We start from the raw sequence: 21,486 nt of genomic DNA on the forward strand, positions 1-21,486 counted from the left end.
CGAATTCACTTCTTGGGCAGATATTGATCTGGCATGGGGGTGCCCGCGAACCATTTTTCGTGCAGCCGTTTCCAAGTGCCATCGTCCATGGCCTCGCGCAGTGCCTTGTTCAGTGCCTCGCGGAAGGCATCGTTGCCTTTCTTGACCACGAACCCGGCTGGCGCATCGAAGGACGGCACGTTCATTGTTATCTTCAGGTTTTTATAGCGTTCTACATACTGCTTGGCCGACTCATAGTCGGTGAAATGGCCGTCGATCGTCCCGTTGTTCAGCGCCGCCACCGCGGTGTTGTTGTCGGGGAACTTGACGATGTCGCCCTTCAGATTCTTCTCGGCATAGATTTCCTGCAGCGTCCCCTGGATCACGCCGATGCGCTTTCCGGAGGTGCTCTCATTGCTCGTCAGAGCCGGATCGGCGGAAATGATCGAAAGGTAACCCGCGAGATAGCCATCGCCAAAATCCACGGTCTTCTTGCGCTCCGCGGTCGTGCCAATGGCGGCGACAGCGACGTCGAAGCGGCCGTTGGCGACGGATGGCAGCAACGCCGAGAATTCCTGGCCGGTGAAGACGACCTGCTCCTCCTTGAACCCGAGCCGGTGCGCCACATCGCGGAAGAGCTCAGCGTCGAAGCCGGTGAAGTTGCCGTTGGCGTCGGTGAAGACGTAGGGTTTCGCATCGCCCATCGTTCCGACACTGATCGTTGTTGGATCGATGAGGTTGTAAGGGTTGTCGGCCGCCTTTACCTGCGTTGACGCGGCCAACGTGCTAAGTCCTGTCACCAGGGCGATAGTCAGCGCCAGACCGCATTTCACCAGTTGGCGCCTGCTCGAATTCGTTTGCATGTCTTCTCCTCTTACGATTGGCCGAACCCGGCCTTCCCACTCGACGTCTGATCCATCAAAATGCTCTTACGTGGCGTTTAATTAGATGGATGAGAACGTTATCACTTTACCTAGCATTGTCCGTTTCTCGCGTCAATTGTTTCGAGGAATTTCGCAGCTAGACCGTTTTCCCGTGTTGAACGTGCCCCGCTCCGCGGAGGATCTCGGGCGTCATGTTGCCTATATCGATTGCTGACGCATGGCCGATCGCGCCGTAGTACTGGCAGGTTGCAGCCGCCGCCTGTGCGGCATGGCGGAGAATGTCCTGAGGCGCCTCATCCGTAAGCAGGCCGAGTAGCGTTCGGGCTATGAAGGTGTCGCCCGCGCCCAGGGTGTCGATGGGTTCGACCAGCCGCGCCGGCGTACGGTAGGAGACGGTGTCGCTGTGAAGCACCGCGCCGGCTCGACCGCGAGTCACCAAAACCCACTTTGGACCACACGCAAGCAGATCGGATGCGATTACGGCCAATTCCTTGTCGTCAAGACCATCCCCTGAAACGGAAGCCAGATAGCAATAGCGTCCAACCTCGCGCCGGTGTTCCGGTTCCCGCCGCGTGGAAAAATCGTAAGATAACAGTGATTTACTCGAAACTGCGGCAACCCATGGGTCTAACCCGCTGGACTGGCCGATGTGGACAGCCTGAAAGCCTGAGAGAAAATCCAGATCTTCTTGCGTCGGCGTGAACATCGAAACGCCGAGATCGAAATCCAGGAAAATCCGATCGGCGTTGTGGTGACCTATGAGGCAGTAAGCGGTCGGCCCTTCGAGGCGCCGCAATCTGGTGACGTCAACGCGCTCCGACGCCAGTGCAGTGCAGATCAGGTCCCCGGCCCGGTCTTTGCCGATCGCTCCCACATAGGCCGACTGCCCGCCGAAGCGGCTCACATAGACCGCGACATTGAGGCAGTTTCCGCCAGGATACATCTCGCCGCGAGCAAGATAGCAATCGACCACGTTATCGCCCATCGCGGCAATCTTGACCATTGCAGGACTTTCAGCTTAAAAGGATGTGATAACGTTCGCACAATGGCTGCTATCTGTCAATTGTGCGCCGGCCCAAGCTCTGTCAATCGAGACGAGGAATCTCATGATTTCCGCCCTGCCCGCCGACCTAGAACGCGCTCTGAACGCTGCGGCGGGCAGGCAGTTTTCGCACCTCTTTCTCGTGGCGTGCGGCGGCTCGCTCTCGATCATGATGGCAGGCAAATACTTCCTCGACCGCCACAATGGCACATTCGCCTGCGACATCTACAACGCGGATGAGTTCGTCTGCCGAGATCCGCGGCGGTTGGGACCTGACACGCTTGTTGTCCTTTGCTCGCAGACAGGAACCACCAAGGAGACCGTGCGGGCGGCCAATCACGCAAAAGACCGAGGCGCAACGACAATCGGCATGACGCTCGACCAAACATCGCCCCTCGCGCGGGCGGTCGACCACCCGGTTGCCTACCAGGCCTCGTATACGACGGGCAAAGCAATCAATGCAGCCTACAGCAATTACGGCGTGCTCTACATGCTGCTCGCCGGTTTGATCGATGCTCGGGAGGACGGCGGGCTAACCGACGACCTGCTGATCAGCCTGAGCCATCTTCAACCGGCCATCGAGCGCGCGCACCGGGCCTATGCTGACCGGTTCGAGACCTTCGCCGCTCGCTTCGCACCTCGAGAGGCAATCTACACACTTGCCAGCGGTGCCAGCTACGGTGCGGCCTATTCGTACGCCATCTGCGTGCTCATGGAAATGCAGTGGTACGACTCGCAGGCAATACATGCGAACGAGTTCTTTCATGGCCCATTCGAAGTGGTGGATAGGGATGCTTGCTTCGTGGTCCTGCTGGGTTTGGACGAAACGCGGAGTCTTTCCGAACGTGCCCGTGATTTCCTTATCAAGTACGGCAGCCGGGAAAACATCCTGGTGCTCGATGGAGCGGAACTCGACCTCGGCGGTATGTCCGAACACATCAAACCCTATCTCGTGCCTTTGGTCTTCTTCGACACTCTATGGCGTTTTGCCTACAAGCTGGCAGGTCTGCGCGATCGGCCGATGCTCGAGGGCCGGCGCTACATGAAGAAGCTGTCGGACTACTAGTTCCGCCGCGCTTTGTGGCGACCTCACAACTCCCAGCCCATCTTCTGCGTAGAAGGATTTCTCTATGACTGCATCCCCAAAGCCGCGCCATGTCGTCGTTGTCGGCGCAGGCATCTTTGGCACCTCGACCGCGCTGCACCTTGCCCGCCTTGGCTTTGATGTGACCATTGTCAATGACGGCGCGCCATCCAACGGTGCATCCGGCCGTTCACTTTCCTGGCTGAACTCAGCGCGACGCGCGGAGACTGCCTATCACCGCTTGAGGCTTGCAGGCGTCGACCGCTATCGGACCCTGGCCGCCACAAGGCCGGAAACCGCGTCCTGGCTTCGCTTTGACGGCGGCCTGACCTGGGATGCGGATGATGAGGCGAACCAGATCGCGTCCATCTGGCAGCTGGAGCAGGATATTGGTTATGACGCGCTTCTGCTCGGCCCTGCCGAAGTTGGCGCAGTGACGCCCGGGGTCAATGCCAGTGCAGTCACCCCGCAGGGCGCCATTTTCAATCCTGGCGAAGGATGGGTTGACCTGCCCTCTTTGATCGATCTGCTGCTCAATGAATTCCGCTCGCGCGGCGGCAAGCTTGTTCAGGACGCTGGACGCGTGCGGATAGTTGCCACAGGTGGTCGCGCGCGTGGCGTCGTCACTGCTGGCGGTGCGGCGGTCGAGGCGGATGCAGTGGTCCTTGCCGTTGGGCCAGCGACGCCTTCCATGCTTGCGGAGATCGGAGTCCATGTCCCCGACGCCACGCCGATTTCACTTCTCTTGAAGACCAAGCCCGTCAAGGCCGACCTCCGTGCCGTGCTAAATACGCCGCGCGTGGCGGTGCGCCCGACGCCGGATGGCGCACTTGTTTTGGATTCGGCATGGTCGGAGGAAGAAGTCGTGGTCAACTCGGACGACACCTACACCGTGCACAACAAAACCGTCAAAGGACTGCTCGACGAAGCTAGCGCCGTGCTCGACGGCAATCCGCGGCTCCAACTCGCAACCTACGCCGTTGGCCCGAAGCCTATCCCCGGCGATGGCGAGCCGGTGCTTGGCTCCGTCGAGACCGTCGCCGATCTTCACGTCGCCTTTAGCCACAGCGGCGCCACGCTTGGACTGATCGTCGGCGAATTGCTAGCCAAAGAAATCGCCTCCGACAATCCGCACCCCATGCTTGCAACCTTCCGCGCCAACCGTTTCAATTGAAAGGGCAATCGCGGCCGAGGCCGAACTGTCCAGATGAGCCGCGGTGGCATTGCCCAGATGACCGCCTTCGGAGGTTGATCCGCGCACCTGACTAGGATAACATGACAATCGTAGTTTAGTTTTAGCCGCGGCCGCAGCAAGGCTGGCCCTTCACGCGCGGCGCCAATGCCGATCGCATCGTGGTGGTCGCCGATACCGGCATCGTCGAACAAGGTCCGCATGATGAACTGGTGGTGCTTGGCGGTGCCTACTCACGACTGGGCGCGGCTACGGACTAACGACGCAGCTCTCAAAGCTGAAGCCGAGGGGAGTTCTACTGAAACGCACCCGATCGGGCTGCGCAACCCCAACCAAGCTGATGCCCGATCGGGTGCTCCGGTCGAAGCCGCCGCCACCGCTTTCCAAGCGGCGGACGAGTCGCCGCTTGTCTAATCTCGACGGTGCCGGCCGAACGCTGTTATCAGCGCCCCCAGTTCCCCTGTCCTGCGGCGGCAGGTTGTTCAGCGCACGGTTGTCTTGTTAGGTTCGTGCGGTGTTCGGAGGGCTGCTTGATAGCAGCCGAGATCATCACCATTCGGCGGCGTCAACGCGGCCTGTATGAATGGCGGCTGTTCCCGATCAGCCGTCGCGTGATGGGGTTGACGTCTGCCCCTTGTCGATCATGGCGTTGTAAGAGCCGGCGAGCCTCTTCATGGGCCGGATGGTTTTGGTCAATAAGGCTCGCGCGGAGCCGGTCGGGGAAATCGTACGAAGTAACTGGTTTATGCATTTTGAACCTCAGGTTTCGGAGCAAGACGCGTCGACATCTCGACAAGACTAGATGTTTGTCCAGGGCGCTGGATATTTGCGTCTCGCCAGTGAATCTGCCGCATCTGCGGTTCTTATTGTCATACACCGCTTTCGTTTCGGGCGTTTTTCTGTAGAGCGGTGGGAGTGTTTCGTTTGTTTCAGCGGCGCGCGCGACGGGATGACAGGCGGCGTTTTGTGACTGGTCCGAGTCGTTTGCTCGATCCGTGATATCGGCCGTGCAACCTAGGCCATTCGTGTTTCGGCCGTTTTTTCCGAAGGATTGGATAGAGTTTCGTTTTCACGTCAGCGCTGGCGATGACTCCCGCCGAAACAGTTGAAACAAATCACGCAGCGTCTGAATGTGTGCTGAAACAAAGAGGGTCTAGTATCCGCCCTCGGGCGATCACGCGAATAAAGGGGAACGACCATGCTGCCTGATAATCCGGTCACATCCACACACACAGGCTATGCCCTCTTTGACGCCAACAATGTCCTCGTTGGGAGCAATCTGGAGATATTTGGAAGCCAGCGCCTCGACCGCGGCGGGATGCAGCCGATGGACGCCATTGCCGCAGTCGCCGAAGCCCTCTCATATCTGAAAAGTTTCGACGGCCGCCCCATCGAGCCCGGCAACGCGTTCGTTGAAAGCGCCGCGGCGCGATGGACGCAAATCGACGACGCTCCAGTTGAAGCTGAGACATTGGATGGCCGGTGGAAGTTGCTCACCGCACATCCTCGGCCTGATGGCGGCGTGGCCCTGGTAAGCGTCGACATTACCGACATGAAGCGAGCGCAGATCGCGCACCGGGAAAACGCGGAGATATTCCGCTGCATCACGGACAGTCACCCGCTGCCCGTTTGGGTGGTGGACGCGGGAAGCGGGCAGATCCTCTACGAAAGCCTCGATGCGTCGAACCTGCTTGGCCGAAAATGGACCCCGAACGAGCCGCAATTCCTGACGGGTCATTTCGTGAATACTGGCGAATTCGATGAAATCAGTTCTCTCGCCAGCAACAGCGACATCGTGCGGGATCACGAAATCCAGCTCAGAAATACAAGCGGATCGACCGTCTGGTGCTCGACCAACTGCCGTCGAGGCGTTTATGGCGGGCGCCCCTCGCTCATCATCGGGGTATTGGACATCACGGAACGGAAGCAGCGCGAGGATCTGTTCGGTTTCCTGATCAAGCACCATCCGTTGCCGGTATGGATGAACGATGCAAGTTCGGGGGAACTCATCTATCAGAGCAATGCTGCCGAACGGCTGCTTGGATGGAGCAAAAAGGCGCAACGTGAGACGGTGCGGCTCGGCGACTACTTTGTCGACCCCGAGAAACACCGGGAAATCAATCGGGAGCTCATGCTAAAGGGCGTCGTCGAAAATTGCGAGGTGCTTCTTAAAAGACCCGACGGCCAGGAGTTCTGGGCCACGGGCAATCTCAGGATCGTCGCGTTCCAGGGCCGGCGAGTGGTTCTGGCCGGCATCGCCGATGTGACCAAGCAGAAGAAGCGTGACGGCGAAGTCGCTGCGGCGCGGGAGATGCTCGCAGACGCCATTGAATCACTCTCCGAGGGATTCGCGCTGTACGACGAAGATCACCGCCTGGTCATGTGCAACAGCCTTTACCGCGATCTGAACCACCCGGTGCGGGATCTCGTTGAACCGGGTGTGGAATGGGGCGAACTCCTTCGCGAATCCGCCAAGCGCGGCGTGTACCGCAATGCGGTTGGGCGTGAGGATGAGTGGCTCGACGAGCGGATTCAAGGCCGGATCGAGTTCCACTCCCATTTCGAGGTACCCCTCTCCGACGGCAAATGGCACTCGGTTTCGATACATCCCACCGATCTTGGCGGCTTCGTCGTAACGCGCGCCGACATCAGCGGGCGAAAGAAGGCCGAGGCTGCCGAGCGCGACGCGACGGCACTGCTGCAAAAGGTGCTCGATGCCTGCCCTTCGCCAATACGCATGACCACGTTCGAGGGAGAAACGCTCTACCGCAATCCCGCTACCAGAGATCTCTACGCCGACCGTCCTCGAATAACCGACCACTATGTCGATCCAGACTATAGCGCAATATTGGAGCGCACCCTGATCGAAAAGGGCAGGATCGATGATTTTCGGGTCCAGCAGTACGACACCGAGAACAAGGCCTTCTGGGCTTCGATTTCCGCTCGCCTGATCGATTTCCAGGGAAGGCAGGTGATCGTATCGAACACGACTGATATCACCGACATGATCGCCGCCCAGCAAGAAACGCGCAAGGCCAACGAGCGGCTGATCGACGCGATCGAATCTCTGGCCGAAGGATTTGCCCTCTACGACAGGAATGATTGCCTGGTGCTGGCTAACAGCAGGTACCGCCAGATGCACGCGATAAGCGCGGATGTGCTCGTTCCCGGGGTGAACTGGTTCGATTTCCTCCGCGTGACCGCAGAGCGCAACCAGTTTCCGGTTCCTCGGGACAAGATCGACGACTGGCTTGCCGAGAGGGCACGGGACCGCCGCGAATTCCGGCAACAGGAATTCCGTCATACGGACGGGCGTTGGTTTTTCGTCTCGAACTGTCCGACCCGCGAAGGCGGATTCGTGGTCACCCGTGTCGACATTACAGAGCGCAAGCGGGCCGAGGAGGCCGCCAAGGAAGCGGATGAACTGGTCCGTAAAGTCCTCGAAGCCTGCCCCGTCAACATCCAGATGACCCGCGCCCATGACGGGAAGCTGCTTTACCGCAGCCCCGCCACCGTTGAGCTGCTCGGCGACGTCACCAGCGCCGTCGACTATTATGTCGATCCTTCAGAGCGGATCCGATACGTCGAGCGGCTGCTCGCGACGGGGTTGGTCGACGATTTCGAAACCCAGCTCAAACGCAAGGACGGTGGAACCTGCTGGTGCTCGATTTCGTCTCGACTGATCGATTACCATGGTGAGAAGGTGATCGTTTCCCACGCCTACGATCTCACCGACCGTATCGAAATGCAGCAGGAATTGGAGCGGCAGCGCGAGACACTGCACCAGAACGAAAAAATGTCGGCGCTCGGTGGATTGCTGGCGGGGGTGGCGCATGAGCTCAACAATCCGCTCTCGGTGGTGCTTGGCCTGTCATCGCTGTTGAAGGAGACTGCTACCGACGCCAAGGTCGTGGAACGCGCCGACAAGATGAGCAAGGCAGCCGAACGCTGCGCCAGGATCGTCAAGACTTTCCTGGCTATGGCCAGACAGCAGCCGACGCGAACCTCAAACGTTGCGATCGATGATATTATTTCCGAAGCGGTGGAAGTGGCGAGCTATTCGATTCGATCGTCGGACATCGGGCTTTCAGTTCATCTTGAACCTGGCCTTCCTCCGATCTGGGCGGATCCCGATCAGCTTGCCCAGGTGCTGATCAATTTGCTGGTTAATGCAGAACAGGCGCTGCACGGCTGGGAAGGGCGACGGACAATCACGGTTTCAACGCGGCTTCAGCCCACGACCGGCAACATAGTCGTCAGCGTTGCCGACACCGGCCCGGGAATTCCCAAAGAGATACTTCCCCGCATTTTCGAGCCGTTCTTCACGACCAAAGAGATTGGGTCAGGGACCGGGATCGGGCTGTCCTTCTGTCATCGGATCGTTCAATCCCATGGAGGAACCATCGAGGTCGAATCCCCCGAGGAGGGTGGCTCGACCTTCATACTTTCGCTGCCTGCTTCGGACCGTCTCGAGGAACGAGCCGAAACGGCCGAAGACGAGCTCCCGAATTCAACCGGCATTGCTTGTCTGGTGGTGGACGACGAAGAGGAAGTGGGTGAGCTGGTCGCTGAGGTGCTCAGGCGGGATGGTTTCAAGGTCACCATTGCCAGATCCGGCGAAGAAGCGCTGCTGCATCTCCAGAACCGCACCTTCGCGCTGATCCTGAGCGATCTGAAAATGCCGAACATGGATGGACGGGGATTGTTCAACCAGATTGCCAAGCTCCATCCGGCCGAGCTCGACAGGTTAGCCTTCCTGACAGGGGACACGATCAGCCCGGACGCGCAGATGTTCCTGCGCGCCGCGAAACGGCCCTATCTTGAGAAACCGATCAAACCTAACGAGCTCCGTTCGTTTGTCTCGAATCTGGTCAACAACAATACTTGACAGATCCGTTGATTTGCACGTCACTTTAGGGGCAGCTTATCCATTAGCTAGTTGCTCGGTGGTCGATTTTGACGACGCACGCACACGTAGTTGTCTGCGATGACGAACCGGATATCCGCGACACGGTAGCGGAATATCTGGAGCATCATGGCTATGCCGTGACGCCGGCCAACGCGGGGCCTGCCCTGCGTGAACTTGTTGATAGCCAGCACGTCGATGTGGTCATCTTGGATATCCGAATGCCAGGTGAGGATGGCCTCTCCCTGGCGCGATATCTACGAGAGCACTCAGACGTTGCCATTATCATGCTGACCGGATCGGCGGAAATCGTCGACCGCGTTGTCGGATTGGAGATTGGCGCCGACGACTATGTCGCGAAGCCCGTCGACCTGCGGGAGCTGCTGGCGCGGGTGAAGGCCGTGCTGCGCAGGACGTCGGCGAGTGAACGAGCTGCGGAGAAAGCGAGTACTCCGGGTCCTCACCAGGTCCAGTTCGGCAAGTGCCGCTTCGACCCGGACGAACACAAATTATACAACGCCGAGGGGGTCGAAATAGCGATCACCGCGATGGAGTTCCGGCTTCTGAAAGTATTCAGCGAACATCGTGGACGAGTACTCAACCGCGATCAACTGCTCGAGCTCGCCCATGACCGCGGGTGGGATCCCTTCGATCGCAGCATCGACATTCGCGTTTCGCGCCTGCGGAAGAAAATCGAGGTCGATCCCTCCAAGCCGGAGGTGATCAGGACGATCCGCGGCATGGGTTACCTCTACGCTTGAGCGCGCCGCCGCTGGGTTGGACCAGCGCCTCGTCCCTTGCGCTTTATGCGATTTTGTGGCTCCAGGGGATTGCCCCGCTCAACCTCTGATCTTCGGGATCCAGCTGCGTTGCGTTTCCACTATGACGTGTGGCACTGAAAGGCAGGCGTACCGGCCAAAGCATGTCTTTTTCAACCTGGGATTGTCTATCGCAGCCGGGGTTGCGAGGCTGCGACACGTTTCCTGAGCCGACAAGGACGCCGGCACTTTAAGCGCGGGTCAGAGCCGTTCGATGCCGAGAAAATCCGGCGCTCCCACCCAGGCGGCCTTGAAGCGCGCATCCATCTCTTCGGCGTCCGCTGTCCTGCCGGTCCTGCGGAAAACCTCGCGCAGGCCCCACAACGCCCAGGCGTTGTTTGGAGTCTGCTCCAGCACGTGCTCGAAGGCTGCCGCGGCCGCCTCGTGCTCACCCATGGCCATGTAGACCGCGCCGAGGGTCTGTCGGACCGGATAATACCAGTAGGCCGGTTCCATATAGGCAAGGCCGTCCTCGATCGCGACCGCCGCCTCAAGCTTATTGCGCGCTTCCCGCAGGTTGCCCTGGTGCTGGGCAATGCGGGCCTCCACGATCAGCGCGCTCAATTCCAGCAAATCCGGCGCCGGAAGTCCTCCCGCCGTTTCCGTGGAAAAATCGGTCTCGGCGGCGAGCTCGCGGATTGCCGCGGTCTCGGCGCGCGCCGCCTCGCTCGCGCCTTTTGCGGCGAAGGCGATGCCCCGCGCATATCGCCAGGTTGCCTCGACATAAGGCAGGGCGTTTGCCGGCAGCGGCAGCGCGAGTATGACCTCGGGACCGCTGTACTGGGCGTGCGCAAAATAGGCCGCCGCCTTGATCGGCTGCAGCCCGGCCACCTTCCTGGCCGTGGTGTTGGAGACCAGGGATTCGAGCTTTTTGGCCGCCTCGGCGATTGCCTCGATGTCGCCCGCCATCTGTGCTGAGGTCATCAGGAAATGCAGGTTGTGCGGATAATAGCCGTCCGTGTAGACACCGGGCGTGCTCTCCGGCGCTATGCCGACGCGCTCGAAATAGGCCTCGTCCGCCGCCACCGCCTTGCGGTTGATCTCCAGGCTGTCGATCCACCTGCCGACCTGGTGATAGATATGCGCTGGCATGTGCACGATGTGTCCGGCGCCGGGCATGAGGGCGGCAAGCCGGTCGGCATGGGCTTCGGCCCTTTCCGGCGTCGTCGACGCTTCGACGGCATGGATATAGAGATGGATCGCACCGGCATGATCCGGATTGCGCGCCAGCACCCGCTCCAGCGAGGCCACAAGCTTGACCGTGTCCGGCTTTGGCGTTGCTCCGCCGTCAAGCCAGTAGTCCCAGGGCATCAGGTTCATAAGGGCGTCAGCGTAGAGCGTGGCGATCTCGTCGTCCTGCGGATGGCGGTCTGCCAGTTCCGCCATCGCCGCAGCATAGGCCTGGTTCAGGGCGCCCTGATCGGCCGAAGTATCGGCGCTGTAGCGCCTGGAGAGCGCGGCGATAAGATCCTTTTCCCGGCTGGAGGCGAGGTGCGCTAGCTTGCGCGCCTGCGCTACGGCCTCGGCGGCGTTCGCGGCCGCCTCTTGGCCCATGCCGGCGTTGATGTTGGGGCCGAGCACGTAGGCCTCGCCCCAGAAACACATGGCGCAGGTCGGGTCCAGCTTCTGGGCGGCCCTGAAAGCGCGTTGCGCCTCGGCGTGGTTGAATGCCCACGCCCAGCGCAGGCCCTGATTGAAATAGGCCTGCGCCAGCGGGTTGGCGGTGGTGACAGGGTAGGAATAACTGCCGAGGTTTTCGAACAGCGGGACGCTTGTCGAATCCTCTGCAAACGCCGCCTTGGCCTGGCGGTGCGGAACGCCCGTTTCATGGGCATTGGCGGCAGGCGCCGCCAGAAGGGCGGCCGCGCTCGCACAGGCCAGTAGCGGGAGCCTGAATGAAAGCTTCATGGTTCAGCCCGCCTTGTCTTCTTGGCCGCGCTTCAAGCCGCGGACCACCAAACCAATCTCGGACCGGCTGATCCCGATGTCCCTCAGGAAGGCATCGTCCATCGCCGCAAGCGTCCGTTCCGCCATACGGTGAACCCGGTAGTCCCGGAAAGAGCGGTAAGCTGCTCGCATTATCGACATTGCAACACTCCATTGATTGGCGCCGCGGGTGCAGCGATGCCATTGCATTTAAACCATCCCTGTTTCAGACGTTTTTCCGCGCCGAACGCGAAGTGTTTCGTTTGTTTCAGCGGCGGGGAGCGCTTTCCGCGCGGTGTGGACTGCGAGCTGCCGGAGTCGCGCGGGAAACCGCCTTCTTGCCTGGCGCTGGATAGTGAAACCGGCGTCCGAGATCAGCCACGCTGGCCCGCGCGTCAGATGGCAGCACCGGGAGCCAGCCCCACAATCCGACAAGACGCCTTTGCAGTGCGCTCGGGGAGCGGAGTTTCTCCGCCGCCATGCGAGATGAACACCAGCCGCCCGCCGAGCTTCGGGACGCGGCGGAACTCAGCTAGCGCGCTCTCGCTTTCCGGGTGCGGGATGGTACAAAGCGAGTAGATGGCGGTATCGGCCATAGCATCAGCCAGAACGTCTAAGGCAGGTTGAAGCTGGAGGAGGCATCGCCGGCGCCGTGCCCTTTGAGGTCGATGATTTGCCTTTCCAGGCAATCAGCCGAAACTTCTGCTCCGGCCATGACATTAGCCGCAATCGATCGTCTGTGGTCAGGCCCGACCAGGGGGCCCCTCTTGGTCGTGCCGATATGCGGCTGTCAAATCTTCGACCGCCTGGGCTGATATCGCCACGTTGCCGTACCCGGAGATGAATATGATCGGCATGTCTGCCCGCCCAACAGCCGTCGTTCGTTGCTGCTCAAGCTAAACAACGGGTCACGGCCTGCCGTTGTGTGGCAGGGGCCCTAGCGTTCGGGTTTTCGCCGTACACGTCGTCAGCGAACCCTGTAGAACGGATTCGGCAGCAGGAACAGCTTCTCGGCGTGTCCCCCGAACAGGTCGGATGGCTGATCACCGACATTGGCAATGATCGTGTAGCCGGCCTTTTCGATTTCGGCTCTTACGGGTGCCTTGAAATCAGCGGCGGAACCATATTTGGCTCCCGGCTGGACCATATAAAGTTGCTCATAGCCGGCATAGCCGGCCGATTGCAGGTTCTGTTCGGTCGCCTGACGCTGGTCCTCCGGACGTCCGGTGATGAAGAATACTGCGACTTTCGCCGTTCGCGCCTGCCGGAAAACCTCCAGCACGGGGTCGATGGCCGGATCCTTCGCGAGTTGGTCCCAGGCGGCCCAGCCACAGGGACCGTCGATTGCGATGTCGCAGGCGCCGCCGATCGGGCGGCCGAAATTGTCACGTGTGATCACTTCCCAGTTGGCCAAAGCCGTCTCGTCGATATCGAGCACCAGTGCGGGGCGAGGCACCTCCATTGCGCGCTTGACGACCCAATCGCCGGCCTGCTTCGCCACGGCGGCAAGGTCGCGATCATATGCGCCGGAATCATGATAACTGGCGGCCGCCAGCATCGCGTCGCCGACATTGGCTGGCTGAGACGGGCTTGTGAGAAGGAGCGAGCCGTCGGCACGCGCCGACCCAGGCACATTTGTGCCAATCATCAGCACGATTGCCCCGACGGCCGCACCACGCGCAATTCTATTCCAACTAATCGTCTGCATCACGAGACTTTGCGGTCGCGAGAAGTCCTCTGTCAAGCGAGGCAAGGCACAGGTCCTCGAAACTGAGCGATGTCGGCAAGTGCCCCAACAGCGGTCTTTCGGGGTGCTTGAGGTGAACGCTAGAAGTTGACCTCGCGAGAACTACCACCAACGCTCCTGAAGACAGGTTCGCGGTTCCGACGGCGAGATGGTTAAGTCCGTTCCGAAGAGGTGCTCGCAATGGATGCTCCGGACTGGACTCCACACGCTCGTGCGCGGCGGAGAACGTTGGATGGCGCGATATTCCGCGAAATGACTGCCCAATTACCGCCGATTGCCGTTCAGCCGGCGCGCCGAGCCGTCAAGGACGCGATCGTCCGCATGGCAAGGGTTCGCAGCTTTGGCGTGCGATGCCGTTCAGCGGGCACCGCGGTGGAACGATCGCGGTGCCGTAGTCTGTACCCGCACACTAGCAGTTCGCCCCGTTCTGCGGGTCGCACGCCTTGTTTTCTTGCTTCTGTGGCTTGGGCTCGGCCGCCTGTTCCGGCTCGGCCTGCTGCTGCTCGGCGGCAGGCTGCTCCTTGGCCTTCCGCTTCTTAGGCTTGGCCGCCTGCTCCGGCTCGGCCTGCTGCTGCTCGGCGGCAGGCTGCTCCTTGGCCTTCCGCTTCTTAGGCTTGGCCGCCTGTTCCGGCTCGGCCTGCTGCTGCTCGGCGGCGGGCTGCTCCTTGGCCTTCCGCTTCTTAGGCTTGGCCACCTGTTCTGGCTCGGCCTGCTGCTGCTCGGCGGCGGGCTGCTCCTTGGCCTTCCGCTTCTTAGGCTTGGCCGCCTGTTCCGGCTCGGCCTGCTGCTGCTCGGCTGCGGGCTGCTCCTTGGCCTTCGGCTTCTCAGGTTTGGCCGCCTGGTCCGGTTCGGCCTGCTGCTGCTCAATGGTCGGTTGCTCCTCGCTCGTCGGCTTCTCAGGCTTGGCGGTCTCTTCCGGCTCAACCTCTTCGCCGGTCGCCGGCGCCTGTTCGGTCGTTGCTGCGCCTTCGGTCGGCTTCGATTTCCGGCCTGCCTGAACCTGCTTCACCTCCTCGATGTCTTTGAGCTCAGCTGGTTTGGCATCGGGATCGGCTTTCACTTCACCTTCAAAGACCGTGACCGTATTGTTTTCCAATTTGCCGGCCTGCTCGGGCGTCTCGGTCTCGCTGACCTCGACGACGGTCACCTCCTGGCTCGTCTCTTTCTCGATCACATCAACATCAATGACGTTGTTGATCACCACGTTGTTCTGGATCGTCACGTCGCCGGCAGGCTCGGCCGCTTCGACAATGCGCACAAACTCCGGCTCATCACGGATAACGACGACGGAAATGTCCTCAGCAAGGAATTCGCGGGTGGGGACCACGACCCAGTAAAAATCCGGCGTGGTGTCGAAGGTCACCTCGATTGAAATCAAATCGGGATCGCGGCGTGGCGGCAGCGGAGCCCAGATGATGTGCTCCCTTTCACGCCGCCAGCTCACCCAGGCTGGCGCCCAACGAGTGCCGGGAACCCAGTACCAGCCGATGTCGTCGGCATAGCCCCACCGGCCGTAATGGTAGGTCGCCCAGCCGAACGGCTCGTCGGACACCCAGAGCCAGCCATACTGCTCGGTATAGACCCAGTGTCCAATGGTATACGGACGCCAATCGTCAGGGACATCAACCGGGACGAAAACGGGCGCTCCCTGGTAGGAAACCCAATCACCATGGGAAGACAGGTCGTCATAGAATGTGCTGATCGAAATGGAAACGTCGGTGGCTGCCCTTGCCTCGGACACAAGCGCCAATGGTGCAACCGGGTTGGGAATCTCGACGACCATAAGCAGACAGGCGGTCACGCCGCCCAGCATCAGTCGTACCGCATTTTGTGCAAGGACGCGTTTCATTCTGGTCTTCCTCCGAAACAGATCGCCCTTCACCTTGAAAACTCACCGGCTGTCGGATTGTTCCACTTGCTAATGTTGCCGCATCTGGCCACACGCCGGCTTGGCATCACACGGCGATGATCCCAGGGATCAACATCAGCGTTGCTTTATGGGCTCGGCGAGCCAGATCACGACCGCCGTCACAAATCTGCGCACCGAAGAAGCAATGCCTACGGAAAGCGCTTTGCGCACCAGTCGGTCGAAGCCATCACGGTCGCCCGGGAGCCGTGCCACAGGGTTCAGTGACCGCACCCTCGAAGTTTGGCGGCGCTGTCCGCGACATGCCTGACCTCAACAAGGTGTTTCGCAGGCGGCCAAGCCATTTGACGAAGCAAATATCGCATCGGTGACCAGATTCAGATCCGTTTTGGGGGCGTCTGCTCCTAGGGCGGAGCTGATGTCTCGGCCAAAAGCATCGATGATGCGTCGAGACTAACAGGCGCGCTCGGATCGTGCCGATGAAATTCCTCATTCAGCGGAACGGATAGGGGCAGGCGAAGACGGGGCGCAACCGCGGCGTCCCACAGCCGTCAACTTTCGGAATCACTGCGCGTCGCCACCGCGTCCTTGACGGCATTGGCAAGGTTAGCGAGGATTCTCCATTCCTGCTTGAGACCTTCGAGCGTCGCCTCAAACGAACGAGTGCGGGTAGCTCTGGCACCGGCATGGCTTGCGACAGCCTGCGAATAGAGATCGACGGTCTGCTGCGCGGTTGAGGATCGTGAATAGGAGGCCGCGGTCTGTCTGGCTTCTTCTTGCAATGCCGCTCGGCCCGGCGCAGTGATCGCGCGGACTCTGGCGAGAGCCTTGGAGAATAGGCCTGGGGACGCATCGGCTGACAGGAGATAGCCGTTCTTTCCGTTGCGTACCACCTCACGGACTCCAGGTTCATTGAGCCCGACCACGGGAACGCCGGTCGCCATCGCCTCGACAAGCACAAGACCTTGGGTTTCGGAGCGCGACGAGAAGGCGAAGACGTCCATGGCGGCATAGACGTCGGCCAGTTCGGCGCCTTCGACCACGCCTAGCAGATGGCATCTGTCCTGAAGACCTGCCTCGTCCAGCATTCGGCGCATTTCGGACGCTGACGCACCGTCGCCGGCGGCAACAAAATGCGCGCGCTCATTTTGCGAAAGAAACAGGCAAACTGCTTCAGTGAGGTAAGTCAGGTTCTTCTCCGGCGCCAGCCGGCCTACGTGCCCGACGATGAAATCGGTTTTCGCTAGTCCCAACCGGCTCCGCAATCTCAGCCGATCTCCTTCGGCGAACCTGGCCAGGTCGATCCCGGTCGGGATTATGGTGATCGGTTTGGTGACATCGTGGTGGCACAAGAGGTCGGCAATGCTGCGAGTTGGAGCGATGATATGCTCGCACAGATCACAGTAGCCAGCCGCGAGGCTGAGCACGAGGCGTTGGAGGACCGGTGCATCCTGCGCAACGTAGTGGCCGTAGAGTTCGTAGCGGGTGTGATAGGTAAATATCGTCGGCAACGCTCGTGAAGCCGCGATGCGAAGGGCGGTGTCGCCGAGAAGAAACGGGTGGTGCGAATGGACGATATCCGGTTTGAAGGCGTTCAGTGTCTTCTCAAGGGAGCGGGTGAACGGGATCGGCACTGAAAAATCGCTCCCGTTAAAATTCTGGATCGCCGGGACGCGGAGGATGTCGCTTTCTGATCGCGCTGCTTCCGCATAGTCCGGCGCGACGATCAGGACTGCATGCCCCAACTCACGCAGCATCTCCGACAACGACGCAACGCTGTGTGCAACGCCGCCGACATGCGGGGTGAATGTGTTGGTAAACATCACGATGTTCATGCAAGGCCTGCCGCGTCTGTCGATCGAAGGGACGCGGCCTCAAAGAAATCGCCGTGTCCAGATTCTCGGGCCGGCGACGACCAGGCGGCAGGCTCGGTAGCACTCAGGCCAAGCCTCGACCTTGCCCTCAAGATCCACCTTATCATCCTGAACGCTAACGCGGATAGCCTGAGCTTCCGTTTCGGCCTCGCGCTTCAGCGCGCTGCCTGGTGTGTTTCTTGATGCAGGATACCGAGGGACGTGTCTTTCACCCGCCACCTGCTGCAGTCCTGACCGGCCGCGCTATGCGCTCAAGCGAAACCGTGTGACGTCGATGGCCGCGGCCATCAGCGTCTGCGTGTAGGTAGCTTGCGGATTGCTGAAGATCGCCTCGGTCGGCCCTTCCTCGACGATCTTGCCCTGCTTCATGACGATGATGTAGTCGGCCATGGCGCGCACGACCGCGAGATCGTGGCTGATGAACAGGTAGGACAGTTCGTTATCTGCCTGCAGCTTGCGCAGCAGTTCGACGATCTGCTTCTGGACGGAGCGGTCGAGCGCCGACGTCGGCTCGTCGAGGACGACCACTTTGGGCTTGAGGATCATCGCCCGCGCGATGGCGATGCGCTGGCGCTGACCGCCGGAGAATTCGTGCGGGTAGCGATTGCGCGCATTCGGATCGAGCCCGACCTCGCGTAAGGCCTCGACTGCGCGCAGATCGCGTTGCCTGCCCGACAGGGTCGGCTCATGCACCAGAAGCCCTTCGGTAATGACCTGGCCGACGGTCATGCGCGGCGACAGCGAACCGAACGGGTCCTGGAAGACCAGCTGCAATTCGCGCCGCAGCGGCCGCATGGCCTGACGGTCGGCGGCGGAAATATCGCGATCGCCAAAGCGGATGAGGCCATCGCTTGGCAGCAGCCGCAGCAAGGCCCGGCCGAGCGTCGATTTTCCCGAACCCGATTCGCCGACGATGCCGATGGTCTGGTTGCGCTTCAGCCGGATCGAAATGCGATCGACGGCGCGCAGCAGCAGCGGCTCGCCGCCAAGAAATCCGCCGCCGATCTTGAAGGTCACCTCGACGTTCCTGCCTTCAAGCAGGACAGGCGCATTCGGAGGCGGCGGCGCCTTGGTGCCGGTCGGCTCGGCGGCCAACAGCATCTTGGTATAGGCATGCTGCGGGTTGGCGAAGATCGCTTCCGCCTCGCCCTCCTCGACCACCTCGCCATAGCGCATGACATAGACCCGGTCGGCAAAGCGCCTGACGATGCCGAGATCGTGGGTGATGAAGACGATCGCCATGCCGAGCTTGCGCTGCAGTTCGGCGAGCAGCATGAGGATCTGCGCCTGGATCGTCACGTCGAGCGCGGTCGTCGGCTCGTCGGCGATCAGTATGTCGGGGTCGTTGGCCAGCGCCATGGCGATCATGACGCGCTGGCGTTGGCCGCCCGACAACTCGTGCGGATAGGATTTCATCCGCCGCTCCGGATCGGGAATATGGACCAGCCGCAAGAGCTTTAGCGCCTCTTCGCGTGCCTCGGCGGCGCTAAGCCCGCGATGCCGGCGGATCGGTTCGATCAGCTGATTGCCGATCGAATAGAGCGGATCGAGCGAGGTCATCGGCTCCTGGAAGATCATGCTGATCTTGCGGCCGCGGATCTGATTGAGCTCGGACTTGCTTAGGGTCAAAAGATTGCGGCCGCGATAGTCGACGACGCCTGTCGCCTCGCCGTTCGAGGCCAGCAGGCTCATCGCCGCCATCATCGTCTGGCTCTTGCCGGACCCGGATTCGCCGACCACGGCAACGGTTTCGCCTGCATTGACGTGGATGTTGATGCCTTTGACGGCTTCGACCGCGCCGTCGAGCGTTCGGAAGCGGACCCGAAGGTCCTTGACGCTGAGGATCGTTTCGGAAGCGACCATCTCAACGATCCCTGGGGTCGAGCGCGTCGCGCAGCCCATCGCCGACGAAATTCAGCGCGAACAGCGTGGAGACGAGAAAGAAGGCCGGGAACAAAAGCAGCCAGTTGGCCGAGCCGATGTTCTGGGCGCCGACCGAGATCAGCACGCCCCAGCTGGTCATCGGCTCCTGGACTCCAAGCCCAAGGAACGACAAAAAACTCTCCAGGATGATGACCTGCGGCACCAGCAGCGTCATGTAGATCACCACCGGCCCGAGCAAATTGGGGATCACATGGCGCAGCAGAATGCCGCGCTGGCCGACGCCCATGGCTTCGGCCGCCTGGACATATTCCTGCCGGCGGATCGACAGCGCCTGTCCGCGCACGATGCGCGCCATGTCGAGCCACAGCACGGCGCCGACGGCCAGGAACATCAGCACGAAATTCCTGCCGAAGAACACCACCAGCATGATGACGAAGAAGATGAACGGCAAAGAATAGAGCACGTCGACGATACGCATCATCACCTCGTCGATCTTGCCGCCGGCAAGGCCGGCGGTGGCGCCGTAGAGCACGCCGATGACCACGGCCACAATGCCGGCAAGCAGGCCGATGGCCAGCGATATGCGCCCTGCCATCAGCGTTCGGGACAGGAGATCGCGGCCCGTATTGTCGGTGCCGAACAGGAAATATTGCTGCTTGATCGAGGCACTCATCACCATTTCGAGACCGTCCGGCGATTTGCTCTCGATCTTTGTGTCATCAAATGTATCGGAACGATCAAGGTAGCGAATGTTGCGGTCGTCGATCGGCTTCGACGATCTGACGGTAACGAACACACGGCTGCCCTCCTGCCGCCACTCCTTGATGTCGACGCGCATACGCCTGATCGCCTCATCGAGAGCGCCTTCGATCATGTCGGCCTTCGGATAGGCGGAAAAGCTCGGCGGCGTACGGACATAGTCGGCATAGATGGTGGTGTATTGGTGCGGCACGAAATAGGGCCCAAACACGCTGATGACGGCGATGAAGGCAAGATAATAGATGCTGAACATGGCCGCGCGATTGGCCTTGAGGCGCGCCCAGGCATCGCCCCACAGGGAGCGGCCGACGACGGCCGGAGCGGTGGCTGCGATGTCAGTCATAGCGCACCCTCGGATCGACGACGGCATACATGACGTCGACGATCAGGTTGAAGATGATGGTGAACAGCGCGATGACCACCACCGTTCCCATGACCAACGTGTAGTCGCGGTTGAGCGCAGCAACGACAAAATGGCGGCCGATGCCTGGAATGGAGAAGATGGTCTCGACGATGATCGAGCCGGTGAGAAGCGCTGCCGCCGCCGGACCGGTGAAGGAGACGATCGGCAGGATGGCGCCACGCAGCGCATGTTTCACCACCACCGACCAGTCGGACAGACCGAGCGCGCGGGCGGTGCGGATGTGGTGCGAACGCAGCGATTCGATCATCGAGCCGCGCATCAGGCGGGCGACGATAGCGATCTGCGGCAGGGCGAGCGTCAGCACCGGGCCGATCTTGTTGATCAAGGCGCCGTCGCCCCAGCCGCCGATCGGCAGCAGTTTCCAGGTCAGACCGAACAAGAGCTGAATCACCGGCGCGATGACGAAGGTCGGGATGGTGCTGCCGGCGGTCGCCAGCGCGATCACCGAGTAATCGGCAAGCTTGTTCTGGTTGAGCGCGGCAACGGTGCCGAGCACGCTGCCGAGCAACAGCGCCAGGATGAGCGCCGAAGCGCCGAGCTGGACCGAGATCGGCAGACCTTCCCTGAACAATTCGCCCACAGTGAAATCCGGCATGTTGTAGCTCGGACCGAAATTGCCGCGCAGCAGATTGCCGAGATAGTGGACATATTGCAGCCAGAGCGGGTCATTAAGGCCGAACTGCGCTTCAAGATTAGCCTTGATCTCGGGACTCAGGCCCCGCTCCTGATTGAACGGGCCGCCAGGCGCGACACGTATCAGGAAGAACGCCATGGTCACGATGACGAACAGCGTCGGGATGGCGGTCAGGAGCCGCCGGAATACGTATCGCAGCATCGGTTCCCCGCTTGACCTAGAGCGACGTGCGTCCACTTGGACGCACAAAGTACGCTCTAGCGCTTCAATCTTCGCATCGTGCTTCCCGAAAATCGATTCCGATTTTCGGGCCGATGCGATGGCAAACCGGAGCTGCCGCCCCTAACGCATGACCCGAACCGAAGGTTCGGAAAGGATCATGCGCAAAATCAAGGCGTTACAGCGCCCTGTGCGCGTCCCAAAGGACGCGCGGCGCTGTAAAGGAGCGGCAGTCCGGCCAAGGAGG

15 protein-coding genes are annotated in these 21,486 nt (G+C 60.8%); 4 read left to right on the plus strand and 11 right to left on the minus strand.

Annotated elements, in window-relative coordinates:
- Positions 1 to 5: 5 nt before the first annotated feature.
- A complete protein-coding gene (locus tag AC0NIE_RS28645; protein WP_473484738.1) occupies positions 6 to 842 on the minus strand; it encodes an ABC transporter substrate-binding protein in 837 nt (278 codons plus the stop codon).
- Positions 843 to 999: 157 nt separating this feature from the next.
- Positions 1,000 to 1,866, minus strand: a complete 867-nt coding sequence (locus tag AC0NIE_RS28650) for a PfkB family carbohydrate kinase (RefSeq protein ID WP_473484735.1) — start codon at positions 1,864 to 1,866, stop codon at positions 1,000 to 1,002.
- 103 nt (positions 1,867 to 1,969) lie between these two features.
- Here AC0NIE_RS28650 and AC0NIE_RS28655 point away from each other — a divergent pair, with 103 nt between their 5' ends.
- The 4 genes from AC0NIE_RS28655 (at position 1,970) to AC0NIE_RS28670 (ending at position 9,848) form a co-directional block, all read left to right on the plus strand.
- The gene (locus AC0NIE_RS28655) at positions 1,970 to 2,971 is read left to right on the plus strand and encodes an SIS domain-containing protein (protein WP_473484732.1); all 1,002 of its coding nucleotides are present in this window, start codon (positions 1,970 to 1,972) and stop codon (positions 2,969 to 2,971) included.
- 64 nt (positions 2,972 to 3,035) lie between these two features.
- Positions 3,036 to 4,163, plus strand: a complete 1,128-nt coding sequence (locus tag AC0NIE_RS28660; protein WP_473484729.1) for an NAD(P)/FAD-dependent oxidoreductase — start codon at positions 3,036 to 3,038, stop codon at positions 4,161 to 4,163.
- A gap of 1,216 nt (positions 4,164 to 5,379) precedes the next feature.
- Positions 5,380 to 9,069: a PAS-domain containing protein gene (locus AC0NIE_RS28665; RefSeq protein ID WP_473484726.1), complete on the plus strand. Its 3,690-nt coding sequence runs from the start codon at positions 5,380 to 5,382 to the stop codon at positions 9,067 to 9,069.
- Positions 9,070 to 9,137: 68 nt separating this feature from the next.
- Positions 9,138 to 9,848, plus strand: coding sequence for a response regulator (locus AC0NIE_RS28670; RefSeq protein WP_473484724.1), 711 nt, complete (start codon positions 9,138 to 9,140; stop codon positions 9,846 to 9,848).
- Positions 9,849 to 10,106: 258 nt separating this feature from the next.
- Here the strand turns inward: AC0NIE_RS28670 and AC0NIE_RS28675 are convergent, their stop codons facing one another.
- From AC0NIE_RS28675 to AC0NIE_RS28715, 9 genes are all read right to left on the minus strand, one after another.
- The gene (locus tag AC0NIE_RS28675; RefSeq protein ID WP_473484722.1) at positions 10,107 to 11,813 is read right to left on the minus strand and encodes a tetratricopeptide repeat protein; all 1,707 of its coding nucleotides are present in this window, start codon (positions 11,811 to 11,813) and stop codon (positions 10,107 to 10,109) included.
- A 3-nt stretch (positions 11,814 to 11,816) separates the two neighbouring features.
- Positions 11,817 to 12,041: a YjiS-like domain-containing protein gene (locus AC0NIE_RS28680; protein WP_244602675.1), complete on the minus strand. Its 225-nt coding sequence runs from the start codon at positions 12,039 to 12,041 to the stop codon at positions 11,817 to 11,819.
- 185 nt (positions 12,042 to 12,226) lie between these two features.
- Positions 12,227 to 12,427 (minus strand): hypothetical protein, encoded by a 201-nt coding sequence (locus AC0NIE_RS28685; protein ID WP_473484719.1) that lies wholly within the window; start codon positions 12,425 to 12,427, stop codon positions 12,227 to 12,229.
- Between the two features lie 371 nt (positions 12,428 to 12,798).
- A complete protein-coding gene (locus tag AC0NIE_RS28690; RefSeq protein ID WP_192365727.1) occupies positions 12,799 to 13,479 on the minus strand; it encodes an HAD family acid phosphatase in 681 nt (226 codons plus the stop codon).
- Between the two features lie 508 nt (positions 13,480 to 13,987).
- Complete coding sequence (locus AC0NIE_RS28695) at positions 13,988 to 15,427, minus strand: DUF6600 domain-containing protein (RefSeq protein ID WP_473484716.1); 1,440 nt, start codon at positions 15,425 to 15,427, stop codon at positions 13,988 to 13,990.
- Between the two features lie 569 nt (positions 15,428 to 15,996).
- A complete protein-coding gene (locus tag AC0NIE_RS28700) occupies positions 15,997 to 17,280 on the minus strand; it encodes a glycosyltransferase (protein WP_473484714.1) in 1,284 nt (427 codons plus the stop codon).
- Positions 17,281 to 17,562: 282 nt separating this feature from the next.
- Entirely contained in the window at positions 17,563 to 19,182 is a 1,620-nt protein-coding gene (locus AC0NIE_RS28705) for an ABC transporter ATP-binding protein (RefSeq protein WP_473484711.1), read from the minus strand.
- A gap of 1 nt (position 19,183) precedes the next feature.
- Positions 19,184 to 20,305 (minus strand): ABC transporter permease, encoded by a 1,122-nt coding sequence (locus tag AC0NIE_RS28710; protein ID WP_473484708.1) that lies wholly within the window; start codon positions 20,303 to 20,305, stop codon positions 19,184 to 19,186.
- Complete coding sequence (locus AC0NIE_RS28715; protein WP_473484705.1) at positions 20,298 to 21,221, minus strand: ABC transporter permease subunit; 924 nt, start codon at positions 21,219 to 21,221, stop codon at positions 20,298 to 20,300. The genes AC0NIE_RS28710 and AC0NIE_RS28715 overlap by 8 nt, the downstream gene beginning before the upstream one ends.
- Between the last annotated feature and the right edge of the window lie 265 nt (positions 21,222 to 21,486).

The sequence above is a fragment of the Mesorhizobium sp. WSM4842 genome (genome assembly GCF_055901575.1).

Excerpts from the sequence above, each read along its gene's own strand:
- AC0NIE_RS28660 (WP_473484729.1), top strand. The coding sequence starts at position 3,036 with ATGACTGCATCCCCAAAGCCGCGCCATGTCGTCGTTGTCGGCGCAGGC.
- AC0NIE_RS28655 (WP_473484732.1), top strand. The coding sequence starts at position 1,970 with ATGATTTCCGCCCTGCCCGCCGACCTAGAACGCGCTCTGAACGCTGCG.
- AC0NIE_RS28705 (WP_473484711.1), bottom strand. The coding sequence starts at position 19,182 with ATGGTCGCTTCCGAAACGATCCTCAGCGTCAAGGACCTTCGGGTCCGC.
- AC0NIE_RS28715 (WP_473484705.1), bottom strand. The coding sequence starts at position 21,221 with ATGCTGCGATACGTATTCCGGCGGCTCCTGACCGCCATCCCGACGCTG.
- AC0NIE_RS28665 (WP_473484726.1), top strand. The coding sequence starts at position 5,380 with ATGCTGCCTGATAATCCGGTCACATCCACACACACAGGCTATGCCCTC.
- AC0NIE_RS28680 (WP_244602675.1), bottom strand. The coding sequence starts at position 12,041 with ATGCAATGGCATCGCTGCACCCGCGGCGCCAATCAATGGAGTGTTGCA.
- AC0NIE_RS28710 (WP_473484708.1), bottom strand. The coding sequence starts at position 20,305 with ATGACTGACATCGCAGCCACCGCTCCGGCCGTCGTCGGCCGCTCCCTG.
- AC0NIE_RS28690 (WP_192365727.1), bottom strand. The coding sequence starts at position 13,479 with ATGATTGGCACAAATGTGCCTGGGTCGGCGCGTGCCGACGGCTCGCTC.
- AC0NIE_RS28645 (WP_473484738.1), bottom strand. The coding sequence starts at position 842 with ATGCAAACGAATTCGAGCAGGCGCCAACTGGTGAAATGCGGTCTGGCG.
- AC0NIE_RS28650 (WP_473484735.1), bottom strand. The coding sequence starts at position 1,866 with ATGGTCAAGATTGCCGCGATGGGCGATAACGTGGTCGATTGCTATCTT.
- AC0NIE_RS28695 (WP_473484716.1), bottom strand. The coding sequence starts at position 15,427 with ATGAAACGCGTCCTTGCACAAAATGCGGTACGACTGATGCTGGGCGGC.
- AC0NIE_RS28685 (WP_473484719.1), bottom strand. The coding sequence starts at position 12,427 with ATGGCCGATACCGCCATCTACTCGCTTTGTACCATCCCGCACCCGGAA.
- AC0NIE_RS28700 (WP_473484714.1), bottom strand. The coding sequence starts at position 17,280 with ATGAACATCGTGATGTTTACCAACACATTCACCCCGCATGTCGGCGGC.
- AC0NIE_RS28675 (WP_473484722.1), bottom strand. The coding sequence starts at position 11,813 with ATGAAGCTTTCATTCAGGCTCCCGCTACTGGCCTGTGCGAGCGCGGCC.